We start from the raw sequence: 14,761 nt of genomic DNA, 5'->3' as shown, positions 1-14,761 counted from the left end.
AAGAGGGCACGCGCACATTTCTGCATGCCGCACGTCTCAATAATTCTTTCTTTTTCCATGCATGATAGAGCTCGGCATTAGCCATAAATTCGCCATTCCGAGTAATTTATATGCCGGAGCGGTTTTTGTGCATGTGCGAAATCGCGCATCTCGTTCCACAACCCCATCCCTTACCTTCCATCACCACCACAACATCACCTGCCCCCGAATCCGGAATGTTGGAGAAATTTCATGAAATATAATGAAATATATGGAAAAAGGAGACACGCTTACCCCACCGATCGCACAGGCCCCTTTCCCGGCAGGTTATGTTCGTTTAAGAACATTCCCGGGCTGCAAACCGGCCACAAGGCCAACAGCCGTTTCCCATCGAATGATAATAAAAGAATAAAGTGGGTTAAAATGCTGAAAAACAGACAATTCCTGGGTGAGCTCATATCAGAGTGCATCGCGGTCATGATCATCGTGCTGATTGGTGATTCGGTGGCCGCGATGTACGCGCTCTATGACCCCAGCCCATACAAGCAGGCTTATTGGGGCGTGGCCATTGTATGGGGACTTGGGGTTACAATCGCCATCTACATTACCGGCAGCGTGTCGGGCACGCATGCCAACCCGGCCGTGTCACTCGCGCTGGCGCTCTACCGGGGCTTTTCGTGGCGCAAGGTGCCGGGTTACTGCGCAGCACAGGTGCTTGGCGGCGTGATCGGGGCAATGCTGGTCTATACGCTGTACCAGCCCGTGATCGACCACTACAACGCGGCGCATGGCCTCACCCGCGCCGCTGGCGGAGCGGCGGGCGTGTTCTTCACCCATCCGGGCGAAGGCATTACGCCGCTGCATGCCTTTGTTGATGAAATCATCCTGACCGGACTGCTGGTCTTCGGCATCTTCGCCATTACGTGCGAATACAATACCGTCGCACCCCAGGCCAATTCGGGCGCGCTGATCATCGGGCTGCTTGTTGCGAGCATTGGCGCCTCCTCGGGCTACCTCGAGGCCTGGGCCATCAACCCCGCGCGCGACTTCGGGCCGCGACTGTTCTGCCTTGTCATGGGCTGGGGAGACTCCGCCCTGCCCGGACCGGACCATTTCTGGTGGGTGCCCATTGCCGGGCCGCTGATTGGTGGCGTGGTGGGCGCCGGGTGCTACCAGTTCCTCATCCGCCCGTTCATTCCGCGCAGCGCCACGCCGTCCATCCCGCCCGCGCCATAAACCACCGCCCCTGCGACACAGTGCGCATATGATGTGGTAAAAGCTTTTGGGCGCCTTTTTCCAAAGGGGCGCCCTTGCGGCTTTATTAGAAAATGTTTGAACACAGATCATTGATTAAAAAAGATAAAAGTTTTTGGGTGCTGCCTTTTTTCAAAAAACGGCGTTCTTCGAAGCTTTTTGAAAAAAGCTTCGTCAAAAACTTCCTTATGATTCCTGAATGTTTTCCAGGCTAATTTTTCAAACAGTTTCTTATGCTGTGCGGCATTTTTGCAGGCGAATTCATGAACTGGACGGCACGACAGCATCACTTCGAATGGGATGGGGCGCCACGCGCACCATGCCGGGACAGGCTGGAGCATCTTCACCGGTTCAAATGTGTTTATTCAGACTGGATCTGCTCTAGCGCTGCACCACGGTGCGGATGGCGAAATTGCTCTGTATGCGGGCCACGCCGGGCATGCGCGAGAGTTCTTCCTTATGGATGCGCTCATAGTCAGCCGCGTCACGCGCCTCGACGCGCACGAGGTAATCGGCGTCGCCCGTCATCAGGTAGCATTCGCGCACATCGGCGCATTCGCGCACGCGGGCTTCAAAACGGCGCAGGCATTCCTCCGTCTGCCGCTCCAGCGTGATCTGCACGATCACGGTGGTCATGCCATGCACCGAGCGCTCGTCTATCAGGGCGCGATAGCCGCGTATCACCCCCTCTTTTTCCAGCATGCGCACACGGCGCAGGCACGCCGAAGGCGATAGCCCGACCCTTTGGGCCAGATCCGCGTTGCTCATGCGGCCATCATGGCGGAGGTGGCGCAGGATGGCATCTGTCAGCCGGTCGAAGGGCATGGTGAATTTTCCGCTTATTTTCGTATATAATTGCGCGTAACCGCTCATTAATCGCATGATCATGCACAAAACGACAGGACATTTTGTTACCACACGCATACGATCAGTCATGTTCCGCCCGATGGAGTAAGCACCCCATGCCTGACCTGTCCTTCCCCCCGCCCATGGCATCAGGCTGGGCGCTTGCCGGTGCGGGCGCCGCGCTGGAAATCGATCTGGATGCCATAGCCGCCAATTACCGCCTGCTCGATGCCCGCACGGGCGCTGCCACCTGTGCGGCCGTGGTCAAGGCCGATGCCTATGGCCTGGGCGCTGACAGGGTTGCCCCCGTGCTGGAACAGGCCGGGGCGCGGGTTTTCTTTGTCGCCCATCTGGAAGAAGGCATTCGCCTGCGCCCGCATGTTGCGCCCACGGCACGGATCTTTGTGCTGCACGGCCCCATGACGGGCACCGAGGCGCTGTTCACCCGCCACGCGCTGCTGCCCGTGCTCAACAGCATGGAGCAGGTTGCCAACTGGCGCGCCCATGCCACACAGGCGCAAAAGGCGCTGCCCGCCGCCCTGCAGGTTGATACCGGCATGTCGCGCTTTGGCCTGTCGGAGGCGGATGTGGCGACACTGGCCCAAACCCCCGCCGCGCTTGATGGCATCGACACGAAGCTGGTCATGAGCCACCTCGCCTGCGCCGACACGCCCCAAAACCCGGCCAACGCCATGCAGCGAGACCGGCTGCGCGCCATGGCGGCACGCCTGCCCGCGGCCCCGTGGGCGCTTTCGGCCTCATCGGGCATTTTCCTTGGGCCGGACTATCATTTCAACCTCGTGCGCCCCGGCGCGGCGTTGTACGGCCTTGCCCCCAATGCACAGACACCCAACCCGCTGCGCCCCACGGTCAGGCTGCGCGCGCGCATCGTGCAGCGCCGCGCCATTGGCGCGGGCGACGGCGTGGGCTACGGCCTGACCTGGCGCGCCACCGGGCCGCGACGGATTGCAACGCTGGGCATTGGCTATGCCGATGGCTTCCTGCGCAGCGGGGCACAGGGTGGCTGCGCGTGGCTTGGTGACTACCGGCTGCCCATCCTGGGGCGCATTTCCATGGATTCCACCACGGTGGATGTCAATGACGTGCCCGAAAGCGTGCTTGATGCCGCAACCCATGTGGACATGATCGGCCCGCGCCGCAGCGTGGACGACGTGGCGCATGATGCAGGCACAATCGGCTACGAAGTGCTGACCGCACTGGGTTCGCGTTTCCATCGCACATACCGGCAAGCTGTCGCGTGCGATGCTTCTCCCCGCCAGAACAAGGCCTCCGTGTAATGAAAATCATCGTACTGGGTAGTGGTGTCGTTGGCGTGACATCGGCATGGTATCTCGCGCAGGCGGGCCATGAGGTCACGGTTGTTGACCGCCAGCCCGAAGCCGGGCTTGAAACCAGCTTCGCCAATGCCGGGCAGGTCTCGCCGGGTTATTCATCGCCATGGGCGGGGCCGGGCGTGCCGCTCAAATCCATCAAGTGGCTGCTGATGAAGTACCGCCCCTTCGTGTTCTGGCCCATGCCCGACCCGCATCTGTGGAAGTGGCTGGTGCAGATGCTCGAGAACTGCACCACCACCGCCTATGACCGCAACAAGGGCCGCATGGTGCGCATTGCGGAATACAGCCGCGACATGATGATGGACCTGCGCGCCAACACCGCCATTACCTATGATGACCGCCAGCAGGGCACGCTGCAGGTGTTCCGCACGCAAAAGCAGCTTGACGGCATTGCAGGCGATATCCGCGTGCTTGAGCAGTATAACGTGCCCTATCAGGTGCTCACGCGTGAAGGCTGTGTCGAGGCCGAGCCGGGACTGGCCGCATCGGCGCATAAATTCGTGGGCGGCCTGCGCCTGCCGGGTGACGAGACGGGCGATGCCTTCCTGTTCACCCAGCGCCTCGCGGCCAAGGCGGCGGAAGCGGGTGTCACCTTCCATTACGATACCAGCATCCGCACCATGACATCCGATGGCGGCCGCATTACCGGCATCGAGACCAGCCGGGGCCGGATGGTGGCGGATTCCTATGTGGTGTCGCTCGGCAGCTACTCGCCCGCCATGGTGCGCCGCCTGGGTCTTGACCTGCCGATCTATCCGGTCAAGGGCTACTCGCTCACCGCCGATATCGTGAACGAGCAGCGCGCCCCGGTCTCGACCATCATGGATGAAACCTTCAAGATCGGCATCACCCGCCTTGGCAGCCGCATCCGCATTGGCGGCACGGCGGAACTCGCGGGCTTCAGCACCAGACTGCGCGCCCCGCGCCGCGAAACGCTGGAGCATTCGGTGAACGACCTGTTCCCCGGTGGCGGCAATATCCCCGCCGCAAAATTCTGGACCGGCCTGCGCCCCATGACACCCGATGGCACCCCCATCATCGGCCGCACCAGATATGACAACCTGTTCCTCAATACGGGCCACGGCACACTGGGCTGGACCATGGCCTGCGGCTCGGGCAAGGTTTTGGCCGACATCATGTCCGGCCGCATGCCCGACATCCCGCATGAAGACCTGGGCATCGTGCGCTACGGGCAGTAATCCCTCACGGGCCTGACGGAGGGGCAAACCCTTCCGGCAGGCCCTCGCCCCGTTCGCGCACCACCCGATACACCGTATTGCGCAGCCAGCGGTGCACCGGGTCGCCGTCGCGCCTTGGGTGCCATGCCTGAAAGGAATGCACCGTGGGCAGGGCGAAGGGAAATTCGAATTCGGCCAAGTGCATCAGGCGGATGGGCAGGGAATTTATGGCGATGCCCGGCAGCGGCAGGATCATGTCGGTCGTGCGCAGGGTCTCGACCATGGCGTAATAGGTGGGCACCACCATCACCACGCGGCGGCGCAGGCCAAACTGCTCCTTGAGCACCGTATCGATCGGCCCATGCAGCCTGCCCCGGCGCGATACGCTGATATGTTCATACCGCGCGATGGATTGCGGCGTGATCCCTTCGGCCAGAATGGGGTGATCGGCCCGCACGAGGGCGCGGAACGCAGTGGGGAAGATGCTCTGGCGGCGTATCTCGGGCCGCATGTCATCCGATGCGCCGAGATACAGGTCGATATGGCCTTCGCGCAGGTCGTTGCTGGGTTCGTCATCCGTTTCGGGCACGAAAGTCAGGGTGCAGCCGGGGCAGTCATGGCGCAGGGCGGCAAGAATGGCCGCGCCAAAGGCGCCCACGATCAGGTCATTGGCACGCAGCATGAAATGCGGCGACAGGCTGGCAATATCGGGCGTGTCCTGTTCTTCGAGCAATGAATCGGCGCCATCGACAATGGCGCGCAGCCGCTCGCGCAGGCCGAGGGCAAAGGTGGTGACCACCATGCGCCGCCCCGATGCCACCAGAATGGGGTCATTGAACACCACGCGCAGCTTGGCAAGGCTGCGGCTCATGGCGGCCTCGCTCATCTGGAGCCTGCGCGCCGCGTGCGAGACGCCTTCCTCCTCGATCAGGGCCTGAAGGCTGCGGAGCAGGTCGAGATCATAGCGTTTTCTCATGCTCCGTGCGTTTCCCCCTTGCCAGACCGGACCGGATGCGTTGCGATTATCCTAAAAAACCGGATTTGACCAATCCGTAACCTGATCAGAACCAGTGAAAAGTTTTTGGGTGCCGCCTTTTTTCAAAAAGGCGGCGTGCTCTGAAGCGTTTTGAAAAAATTCACCAAACACTTTTGCCAGTTGTCATTCCACTCCGGCTTCCATCGCGCTCAGGCAGGCCGTGGCCGTGCGGGCAATGCCATCAAGGCAGGCCAGTACCTCAAGCAGCCTGCCATTGCCGGGGTCGGCTTTTTCCAGCCGGGCCAGCCGCCTGCGCGCCGCCCGCACCACGGCCACCCCGCGCGGGCTGATGGGCCGGTAGCGCACCAGCGCGCGCAGCAGGGTGGTGATAATGTCGGTTGCGCCGTCGCGTCGCTGCCGCTTGAGTTCGCGCAGCAGCAGGATGTTCAGCCCCACGGAGGAAAACATGAGCATGAGCCGGATGCCGCCACCCGCCGTATGATCGCCCGCCTGTGCCGCATGGCGCACCATGCGCCCGATCCGGTCAACACTCGTGCCAATCCACCATTGGGGCGAGGGCGGCAACGGCACGAGGCACAGCCGCCGCAACTCGCCGCGCATATGCGCGCCAAAGCGCAGCCGTTCGGCCCGTGCCCTGAACGGCAGCACCAGCCGGAACACCAGCACGCTCAACCCGACAGCCAGCACAGTGTGCAACGCGTTGTTGAGGAAGGCGATCTCATCCACCCGGCTCTGGTTGCCGGTCATGAGCAGGTTGGGCATGAGCAGCCCGTAGGCCGCCGCCGCCCCCGCCGTGCCCCGGTTGCACTTGGCAAGCCCGCCCACGAACAGGAAGAGGCCGAGCACGAAGGCCAGTTCCTCGTAATTACTTAGATACGGGATCAGCCACAGGCTGAGGCACCCCGCCGCCACGGCCGACCACACCGCGCCGGACAGGAAGCGCGTCGTGGCCACCACCGGGTTCTCGCGTGTGGCGAACAGCCCGCACACCAGCGTGGTAATGGCAATGAACCCCATGCCGCCGGGCCAGGCCGTGCATTCATACACAAGGGCGGCGAGCATGATGGCCACAGCCCCCCGCAGCCCGTTATGGAATGCGAGGCGGATATCGCGGTGCCCGCCAAGGTGAAAGCGAAAGCGGTCATGCGCTGGCGGGTTGAAAATGGCATGGGCGTGGTCAAGCGCGGTCTGCAGATCCTCCATGGTGGCGGCCAGCACGCCGTGGGTCACGCGGGCCATCTCGTGCGCGCCCCGCGCGGCACGCTGCTCAAACAGGGCGTGCAGATGCGTGACCTGCGCGTACAGATCATCCAGCGCGCCTGACTCAAGGCGGCAGGTGGCCAGCCGGTCGCATAGATGCAGCAATTGCCCGCGCGTATCGGCCAGCGCCGCGTCATCGGCCAGCATGGCCCGCTCCGTGCCGCCAGACAGGCCGACAAGGCGGGTGACAAGGATTGAAACCTCGGCCAGCACCGCGCGGGCATGATCGCCCGCATGCACCTGCCGCCCCATCTCGATGGCCGGGAACTCCAGCCCCTGATGCACCGATACCAGCATGTCGGAAAACTCACCGGCATGAACCAGAGTATCACGCTCATGCAGCACGATCTCGCGCAGCAGGCCACCGAGCCGGTGCAGCACGTCTTCCACCTGCCCCACCATGGTGGCCTGCGCGCGCGTGGCCAGGTTGAAGGTGAACAGCACCCCCATCGCCGCCTCGCACACCACGCCCAGCACGATATAGCTGGCGCGCGACATGGCGATGAAAAACACGTTATCGGGCTCGGATGCCGCCGCCACCGCAATGATGGAGCACGTATAGCCCGACAGCACGAACGCATAGGAACGGAAGTTGAGACAGAACGTGGCCAGAAAGCTGCACAGGCCGATCCACGTCGCAACGGCAGGGAAAAACAGCCATGACTGCTGCGGAAACGCCCCGATGAACACTACGGCAGCCACCGCGCCGACCAGCGTGCCCACGATGCGCCACCGCGCCTTGGACATGCTCTCCCCACGCCGCACCTGGGCGACCGACCACACGGTGGCCACCGCCCATTGCGGGCTGTCGAGTTCCATCCACAACGCAATGGCAAGGGCTATGAGCGAGGCCGCCGTGTTGCGCAGCGCAAAGCCCATGGCCTGTGGCGTGGGGCAGACCAGCCAGCGCAGCCAGTCCACCCCGATGGGCCAGCGCAGGCGGCCGACCGGATTGGGCATGATGAGCCGGGATAGATCCATCTAGGCCGCCCTGCCCCGGTGCGGCTGATCGCAGCCCCTCCCCACGCGGGGCGCTTTGACGCGCCTGCATGGCGCACTCAGAACGCGGCTCCGCATCGGGCTGGAGCGCGTGGCCGGGGCAGTGTCACGGCAGGCATGGCCCTTGGGCAAAACCTGCCCGTGCAATCGCCTGCGCGGCACGGGAACGTCGCGCCAATGCTTTTGACACAACGGCGCTGCAGAACGCCGCATTCGTGAAAAAAGGCGACATAGATGGCCTTTCATCATCTGGCATCAAAACGTTGGCTGCACACACTTCCATCCGGCAATACCGGAATTCAGGCTTTTTCGTACGGGCGATAGCGGGCGATCCACACCGCATCGCGCAGGGCGGTCTCGACATCGTGGCCTGCTGCCTGCGGGGCGACGCCTTCCTTCTGCCCCTGCGCAATCACGGCACGGGCCACGGCTGTCGCCACAAGCCGCAGTTCCGAGACCGGTGGCAGCAGCGGCGCAGTGGTGGGGTCGGCAGCCCCTGCCGCGGGCGAGAGGGCGGCAAGCGCATGGGCCGCGGCCAAAAACATGCCATCGGTCATGCGCGTGATGCCACCGGCCACCACTGCCAGCCCCACGCCGGGAAAGACGTAGGAATTGTTGATCTGGTCAACCGGGCGCAGGCGACCGGCATATTCCACCGGCGCAAACGGGCCGCCCGTGCCGATGATGGCGCGCCCCTGCGTCCAGGCCAGCAGGTCGGCGGGCGTGGCCTCGATATTGGCGGTCGGGTTGGACAGCGCGAAGATGATGGGCCGCGCCGCCTGCTGCGCCATGGGGGCCACGATCTCGCGCGTGAATGCCCCGCCCTGCCCTGATGTGCCGATCAGCATGGTGGGCTGCACATGGGCCATGACCTCGGCAAGGGTAATATGGGCGGCATCATCCACCCGCCAGCCCGATGCCACATCGGCAGGCTGGGCGAAGGGCTGCTGGCCCTCGGTAACGCCCGGCATGCCCTCGCGCACAAGGCCGTTGATATCAACCATGAAGAAGCGGCGGCTGGCCTCCTGCGCCGTCATGCCGCCTGCCACCATCATCTGCGCCAGCAGGTCGGCAATGCCGCACCCCGCGCCACCCGCGCCAAAAATGACGATCTTCTGGGCATCCAGCGGCGCGCCACCGGCCCTGATGGCCGCGAGCAGCGCCCCGGCGGTCACACCCGCCGTGCCCTGGATGTCATCATTATAGGTACACATGCCATCGCGATAGCGGCGCAGGATGCGCAGCGCGTCGGCACCTGAAAGATCCTCCCAATGCAGGGCGATATTGGGCCAGCGCGTATTCACGGCCTGCACGAATTCGGCAATGAAGGCATCATATTCCGCGCCGCGCACGCGGGCATGCCGCCAGCCGATATATTCGGGGTCGGCCAGCAGGGTCTCGTTATCGGTGCCCACATCGAGCAGGACGGGCAGCGCACGGGCGGGGTCGAGGCCGCCACACGCGGTATAGAGCGAGAGCTTGCCAATGGGGATGCCCATGCCGTTGGCCCCCTGGTCGCCAATGCCAAGAATGCTGCCGCCATCGCTCGCCACGATCACCCGCACATCATCAAATTGCGGGTTGGCCAGGATCTCGGCAATGCGGCCACGGTGGTCGGCATAGCTCAGGAACAGGCCGCGCGGGCGGGTCCAGATATGGCTGAACTCACGGCATGCCCAACCGATGGCAGGGGTGTAGATGATAGGCAGCCAAGCTTCGAGCGCCTCGTCGATAATGGCGTAGAAAAGCGTTTCGTTCCGGTCCTGGATTTCGCGTAGCGCAATATGTCGCGCAAAATTGTCCGGTAGGGCGGCGAGGCGGGCGCGGGCCAGATCGGCCTGCTCGGCCAGGGTGGCGACGGAAGCGGGCAGCAGGCCATGCAGTCCGAACAGGTCACGTTCACGCCTGTCGAATGCATTTCCCTTGTTCAGCACAGGGCAATCCAGAAGTTCCCTGCCAGACAAAGCCGTTTTGAGGGAAGAGGAAAGCATGGCCCGCACTGTGTCCGACATAATGACCCGATATTGTGATAACGATTGAAAGAGCCGCAGGATACGGATCTGCACATCTTCGTGTAGGGCATGGGCATGCACGCCAACCGTACGCCAAACGCAATCATGGAGCCGGCAGTTGCCCGACGAGATCAGTGACCTGAGATTTTTCTGCATCCTGGCCGCGGCGGGCAGCATTGCGGGGTGCGCGCGCGCCATGGGCCTCTCGCCCGCCGCCATGAGCCGCAGGCTGAGCACCATGGAGGCCCGGCTGGGCACGCGGCTGGTCACGCGCACCTCGCGCCATTTCGCGCTCACGGCAGAAGGGCAGCGCCTGCACGAGCATGCCGTGCGTATCATGCAGGAAGTGGAGGAAGCGGAAGCCGAACTGACCGCGCGCGCGGGCATTCCGCGCGGGCTGCTGCGCGTGGGCGTGCCATCGGAGATCGGGCGCAAGATGCTGGCGGGCGTGGTGGCCGCCTTCGTGGAGCAGTACCCCGAGGTGACGGTGCAGCTTACCCTGTCCGATGCCGGGCTGGACGTGATTGATGACGGGCTGGACATCGCCATCCGCCCCGGCATGCCGCCCGATCAGGAGGTGATGACCACCAGCCTGATCAACAGCCGCCGCGTGGTCTGTGCCTCACCCGAATACCGTGACCGCAAGGGCCTGCCCGCCACGCCGCACGACCTGCTCAAGCATGACTGCATCTGCCTGATCCGCCGCCAGCGCATCTTTAACGAATGGGTGTATTTTGATGGCAAGACCCGCAAGGAAGTGCATGTCACGCCCCGCCTCGCCACATCAAGCAGCGAGGTGGTGCATGACTGGGCGGTGAGCGGGCGCGGCATTGCGCTCAAGGTGCTGTGGGACATTGCCGATGACCTGAAATGCGGCAGGCTGATCGAATGCCTCAGCACCTACAGGTGGGAGGACGTGACCCTGTGCGCGGTCTACCCCTCGCGCACGCACCTGCCCTCGCGCACGCGGCTGTTCCTTGATTTCGTGCGCAAGGAACTGCGGCAGGCCTATTTCGGCACATAGGCCCGGTCAGCCGTGCTGGGTGAGGGACGCACGATAGACACACATATCCGCTCTCCACCGCCGCAACCGGGCCTGCCGCCTGCACGTGCCATTCGTATCGCAACGCCCGCCGCCAGATGCCGCATACCGGTTCGGTCTGGATCAGGAAGAGTGCTTCCAAATCATCCTGGCCCGGCGGCATAAAAAGTGCCTATCAGATCAGGCAATCAGCGGGGGCAGGCTGGTGGATGCTGACCGAGGCGATATTGGCCACGCTTTCCTGCCTGATCGCCCTTTCCAGTCGCTTTATGCTCATGTCGCGGCATCTTTCATCATGAGTGTCCTGACACGCAAGATAGCGGCTTTAAAAACAGTCAGGATCGATAATTACACGGTATTCGCGCTACCCGGCAGCCACACCGTGCAGCAGGTGCCCTGCCCCGGCGCGCTGGTGATGTCGAGCCGCCCGCCATGGCGGTCAACGATATGGCGCACGATGGCCAGCCCAAGCCCCGTGCCCTGCTCTCCGTTCGCCCCCGGCGTGGGCGAGACACGGTAGAAGCGCTCGGTCAGGCGCGGCAGGTGCTGTGGCGCGATGCCCGGCCCGTTATCGCGCACCGAGAGCAGCAGGCCACCATTATCCTGCCACTGCGCCGCGATTTCGATGCGCGGCTCGACAGGCGGCCGCGGCCTGCCATAACGCAGGGCGTTCTCGCTCAGGTTGACGAGCACCTGCAATATCTGGTCCGCATCGCCGCGCAACGTGCCCGCGGGGGCAGGATGCAGCACCAGGGCCGCGCGATCCGCCTCGGGCTTGCCCTGCACCTCATCATTGAAGCGGGCAAACAGGTCGCTCACCGCAATCATGCCCTGCGGGCGCTGGTGCTCGAGCATCTGCACGCGCGACAGATAAAGCAGCCGGTCGATCAGGCGCTGCATGCGGCTGGCCTGCCGGGCCATGATGGCAAGGAATTTGTGCCGCGCCGTGGCATCATTGGCAGCCGGGCCCTGCAGGGTCTCGATAAAGCCGATCAGGGCGGCAAGCGGGGTGCGCAACTCATGGCTGGCATGGGCCACGAAGTCGCTGCGCGCGCGATCAAGCGCGTCACGCGCCGTGGCATCGAGCAGCACCACAACGCAGGCAGGCTGTCCGTGCCATATCCCGGCCCTGACAAAGGCCTGCACCACGCGGCGCACCGGCACATCGGCCTCGATGGTGACCTCCGTCACCCCGCCGGGGCGCAGTTCGGCCACGGCGCGCTGCAATGCGGGGTGGCGCACGAACATGCCCAGCCCTTCGGCAAATTCCACCTGCGCGCGGGCGCCGGCATGCAAAAGCCGCCCGCCGCGTGCCAGCACCAGCAGCGACACGGGCAGGTCATCGACCGGCACCGTATCTTCATCCGCGCCCACGGGTTCGGCCTGCAGGCGCACCGGGTAGCCCGAAAGCCGCCCCAGCGCGCCATAACGCCACGCGCCATACCCCCCGAGCAGCGCCCCGGCCACGAAACCCATCACCACAAGCACAAGCGCCGACACACCTTTCTCCTCTTCGCGAGCCTGCCCCACGGCACTACAGGCGCGATACCATGAATGGGAGAACAGCGGAAACCAGAATGAGGCACGAAATAAAATTACAATTTGTTCGGCGCAAAATTAACATAGTTATTTTCTGTTTGATAATTTTATAATTTTAGTCTATCTTGCCTGAAGATCGAAGATTGTCTGAAAAAGCCTGCCCACAAAGCGCCCGCAGGCGGCATGGCGGCCGGAGAAAGTTTTTTACGAAAGCGTTGCCACAACACCGCCTTAAAAAAAGACGCGGCCTGAAAACTTTTATTCCTACCGACGGTTTATTTCAGACAATCTTCAAAAAAAACAAGAACAATGGTGCCTCAAATCATGATCCACTCCCGCCCGCGCAACAGCGCGCCTGTCGTTTTTCCCGCCACGTTCGTGGGCCGGTCTCCCGGCTGAGGCCCGCATCCCTTTTTCCCGGCATCCCTGCCCCGTCCCGTGATGGACCGGGCCGCGAGAAAATCGACAGACATGACAAGACATATCTCCCCACACGCCAATGGGCGTGCGTGCGCGCCGTTCCCTCCCGGCTGGGGATGGCTGCTGGCCGTAGGCGCCACCGCGCTGGTCCCGGCCCAGCACGCCCATGCCCAGGCGGCAGTTGACCCCGGCATGAAGCCAGTGCCCTCCATCATGGCGCCCGGCGCGGTCTCGGCCATGCCCTCGACCGGCATGACGCAGGAGGAACAGATCAGCATGCGCCTCGATGCCGAGCGGCTTGGCCCCCAGCCGCAGGCCATCCGCAGGCCGCCCAACACGCCCATCCCGCCCAGCGGCGTGCCGGCCTTTCCGTCCGCGGGCCTTGCCACCATGAGCGTGGCCCCAGTCAGCAGCCCCGGTGACAACAAGGCTTTCCACCAGATCGAACTTGATGCGCTGAGCCACCATGAAGGCCCCTCCGGGCTGCTGCCCGGCTGGATCGACGCCCAACATGACACCGATCTGGAGGACCCGTACTACGTGCCCACCGCAGGCAGCGGCCACCTCGTGCCACTGCTCGACCCGCTGCGCAGGCGCCTGCGCGACCACGGCGTGAGCTTTGCCTTTACCTACAAGGGCGAGGCGATGGGCGTGATTGATGGCGGCGTGCAGCGTGGCATGAGCTACGTGCATGAACTGACCGCGCAGGTGAACTTCGATCTGGAGAAAATGGCCGGAATCAAGGGCTGGTCGGTCCATACGCTGGTGATGGAACGCGCAGGCCGCGCCGTGAGCCATGACCGGGTGGGCGAATATTACGTCAACCTGCAGGAAGTGTATGGCCTGTCGGGCAACGTGGTGGCGCATCTGGTTGATTTCTATGCCGAAAAGAAATTGCTCAACAACCATCTCGACATCAGCTTCGGCCGCATGGCGCTCACCCATGTGTTTGCCACCTCGCCGCTGCTGTGCTCGTTCATGGTCACCTGCTCGGCTCCCGTGGCGCTCAAGCTCGACTCCGGCTTTTCGGTCTATCCCAAGGCCACATGGGGCAGCCGCCTGCGCCTGCGCCCCACACGTGACACGGCCATCCAGTTCGGCGCCTATTCCGTCAATGCGCTGAGCGACAACCCCAGCGGCTGGGCGTGGGGCAGCGAGAAGGCGACGGGCGTGATGCTGCCGGTCGAGTTCACGTGGCAGCCCTTCCTGACCCGCAACCGCCTGCCGGGGCATTACATACTGGGCTATGCGCATGACACCACGCGCTACCCCGACGAGATCGGCATCGGCCTGCCCGCGGCCCTGCGCACGGCGGCAGGCCACCAGCGCTCGGCGCCGATGGACATGTTCTGGTTTGAAGGCGACCAGATGGTCTACCGCCGGGGCGGACGCAACCAGATGGCCGGTGGCTACCTGATGGCGGGCTACATCCACAACACGCCGCATGTCACATCCATCTCGGATGAAGCCTATGGCGGCCTGTCCTTCGCGGGTGTCATTCCATCCCGCGTGACCGACCGGCTGGGCATCATGTATTCATGGTACCATGTCAGCCACCGCAAGGAGGAAGGCCAGATCCTGCGTTACGAGGCCGGTTATTCGCTCGGCGCCACCGTGCGCGCGCCACAGACGGACTCCCACATCATCGAAGCCTATTACGCCATTGACGCCATGCCCGGCATACTGGTGCAGCCGGAATTCGAGTACATGATCCGCCCGGGCGAGACCAGGCACATCCCCAACGCGGCCCTCGTGGGGCTGAAGGTCATCGCGAACCTCTAGCCATGTGGTGGCCCCTGCCCCGCGCCCCGAACGGTGCGGGGTTTTTCATGCACCGTTAATGAGAATGCGAATTTGTTGCAATCATGTGACACAGAATG

11 protein-coding genes are annotated in these 14,761 nt (G+C 63.5%); 5 read left to right on the top strand and 6 right to left on the bottom strand.

Translation table 11 applies throughout. The features are described from left to right. Positions 1–402 precede the first annotated feature (402 nt). On the top strand, positions 403–1,215 hold the full coding sequence (locus GXY01S_RS03005; RefSeq protein WP_061271889.1) for an MIP/aquaporin family protein: 813 nt from the start codon (positions 403–405) through the stop codon (positions 1,213–1,215). A gap of 107 nt (positions 1,216–1,322) precedes the next feature. Here GXY01S_RS03005 and GXY01S_RS17910 read toward each other — a convergent pair whose 3' ends face one another. Continuing rightward, on the bottom strand, positions 1,323–1,574 hold the full coding sequence (locus GXY01S_RS17910; protein ID WP_129551193.1) for a hypothetical protein: 252 nt from the start codon (positions 1,572–1,574) through the stop codon (positions 1,323–1,325). Positions 1,575–1,614: 40 nt separating this feature from the next. Beyond that, positions 1,615–2,058 carry an Lrp/AsnC family transcriptional regulator gene (locus tag GXY01S_RS03000; RefSeq protein ID WP_061271930.1) on the bottom strand — a complete coding sequence of 148 codons (444 nt, stop codon included), beginning with the start codon at positions 2,056–2,058 and terminating at the stop codon, positions 1,615–1,617. A gap of 137 nt (positions 2,059–2,195) precedes the next feature. On the opposite strand from GXY01S_RS03000, the gene alr reads away from it, so the two are divergent. Continuing rightward, positions 2,196–3,377 carry an alanine racemase gene (alr, locus tag GXY01S_RS02995; protein WP_061271888.1) on the top strand — a complete coding sequence of 394 codons (1,182 nt, stop codon included), beginning with the start codon at positions 2,196–2,198 and terminating at the stop codon, positions 3,375–3,377. Continuing rightward, a complete protein-coding gene (locus tag GXY01S_RS02990) occupies positions 3,377–4,633 on the top strand; it encodes a D-amino acid dehydrogenase (RefSeq protein WP_061271887.1) in 1,257 nt (418 codons plus the stop codon). Before alr ends, GXY01S_RS02990 begins: the two co-directional genes overlap by 1 nt. 4 nt (positions 4,634–4,637) lie before the next feature. Here GXY01S_RS02990 and GXY01S_RS02985 read toward each other — a convergent pair whose 3' ends face one another. From GXY01S_RS02985 to GXY01S_RS02975, 3 genes are all read right to left on the bottom strand, one after another. Then, positions 4,638–5,588, bottom strand: a complete 951-nt coding sequence (locus GXY01S_RS02985) for a LysR family transcriptional regulator (protein WP_061271886.1) — start codon at positions 5,586–5,588, stop codon at positions 4,638–4,640. 183 nt (positions 5,589–5,771) lie between these two features. Next, positions 5,772–7,850 (bottom strand): FUSC family protein, encoded by a 2,079-nt coding sequence (locus tag GXY01S_RS02980; protein WP_061271885.1) that lies wholly within the window; start codon positions 7,848–7,850, stop codon positions 5,772–5,774. Positions 7,851–8,167: 317 nt separating this feature from the next. After that, positions 8,168–9,880, bottom strand: a complete 1,713-nt coding sequence (locus GXY01S_RS02975) for an NAD-dependent malic enzyme (protein WP_061271884.1) — start codon at positions 9,878–9,880, stop codon at positions 8,168–8,170. 118 nt (positions 9,881–9,998) lie between these two features. Between GXY01S_RS02975 and GXY01S_RS02970 the strand changes: the two genes are divergently transcribed. Continuing rightward, positions 9,999–10,904, top strand: coding sequence for a LysR family transcriptional regulator (locus GXY01S_RS02970; RefSeq protein WP_061271883.1), 906 nt, complete (start codon positions 9,999–10,001; stop codon positions 10,902–10,904). Positions 10,905–11,270: 366 nt separating this feature from the next. On the opposite strand, the gene GXY01S_RS02965 is transcribed toward GXY01S_RS02970, so the two are convergent. Then, positions 11,271–12,422, bottom strand: a complete 1,152-nt coding sequence (locus tag GXY01S_RS02965) for a sensor histidine kinase (protein ID WP_370664419.1) — start codon at positions 12,420–12,422, stop codon at positions 11,271–11,273. Positions 12,423–12,932: 510 nt separating this feature from the next. Between GXY01S_RS02965 and GXY01S_RS02960 the strand changes: the two genes are divergently transcribed. Next, entirely contained in the window at positions 12,933–14,663 is a 1,731-nt protein-coding gene (locus GXY01S_RS02960) for a carbohydrate porin (RefSeq protein WP_061271882.1), read from the top strand. Positions 14,664–14,761: the final 98 nt, after the last annotated feature.

The sequence above is a fragment of the Komagataeibacter xylinus NBRC 15237 genome (assembly GCF_001571345.1).
Classification (GTDB): Bacteria; Pseudomonadota; Alphaproteobacteria; order Acetobacterales; family Acetobacteraceae; genus Komagataeibacter; species Komagataeibacter xylinus.
The sequence above is the reverse complement of the archived record's forward strand: the minus strand, read 5'-3'. Positions and strand labels throughout refer to the sequence as shown.

Bases quoted from the DNA above. Each gene is read 5' to 3' on its own strand.
- alr (WP_061271888.1), top strand. From the start codon at position 2,196: ATGCCTGACCTGTCCTTCCCCCCGCCCATGGCATCAGGCTGGGCGCTT.
- GXY01S_RS02985 (WP_061271886.1), bottom strand. From the start codon at position 5,588: ATGAGAAAACGCTATGATCTCGACCTGCTCCGCAGCCTTCAGGCCCTG.
- GXY01S_RS02990 (WP_061271887.1), top strand. From the start codon at position 3,377: ATGAAAATCATCGTACTGGGTAGTGGTGTCGTTGGCGTGACATCGGCA.
- GXY01S_RS17910 (WP_129551193.1), bottom strand. From the start codon at position 1,574: ATGCTCCAGCCTGTCCCGGCATGGTGCGCGTGGCGCCCCATCCCATTC.
- GXY01S_RS03000 (WP_061271930.1), bottom strand. From the start codon at position 2,058: ATGCCCTTCGACCGGCTGACAGATGCCATCCTGCGCCACCTCCGCCAT.
- GXY01S_RS03005 (WP_061271889.1), top strand. From the start codon at position 403: ATGCTGAAAAACAGACAATTCCTGGGTGAGCTCATATCAGAGTGCATC.
- GXY01S_RS02980 (WP_061271885.1), bottom strand. From the start codon at position 7,850: ATGGATCTATCCCGGCTCATCATGCCCAATCCGGTCGGCCGCCTGCGC.
- GXY01S_RS02975 (WP_061271884.1), bottom strand. From the start codon at position 9,880: ATGTCGGACACAGTGCGGGCCATGCTTTCCTCTTCCCTCAAAACGGCT.
- GXY01S_RS02960 (WP_061271882.1), top strand. From the start codon at position 12,933: ATGACAAGACATATCTCCCCACACGCCAATGGGCGTGCGTGCGCGCCG.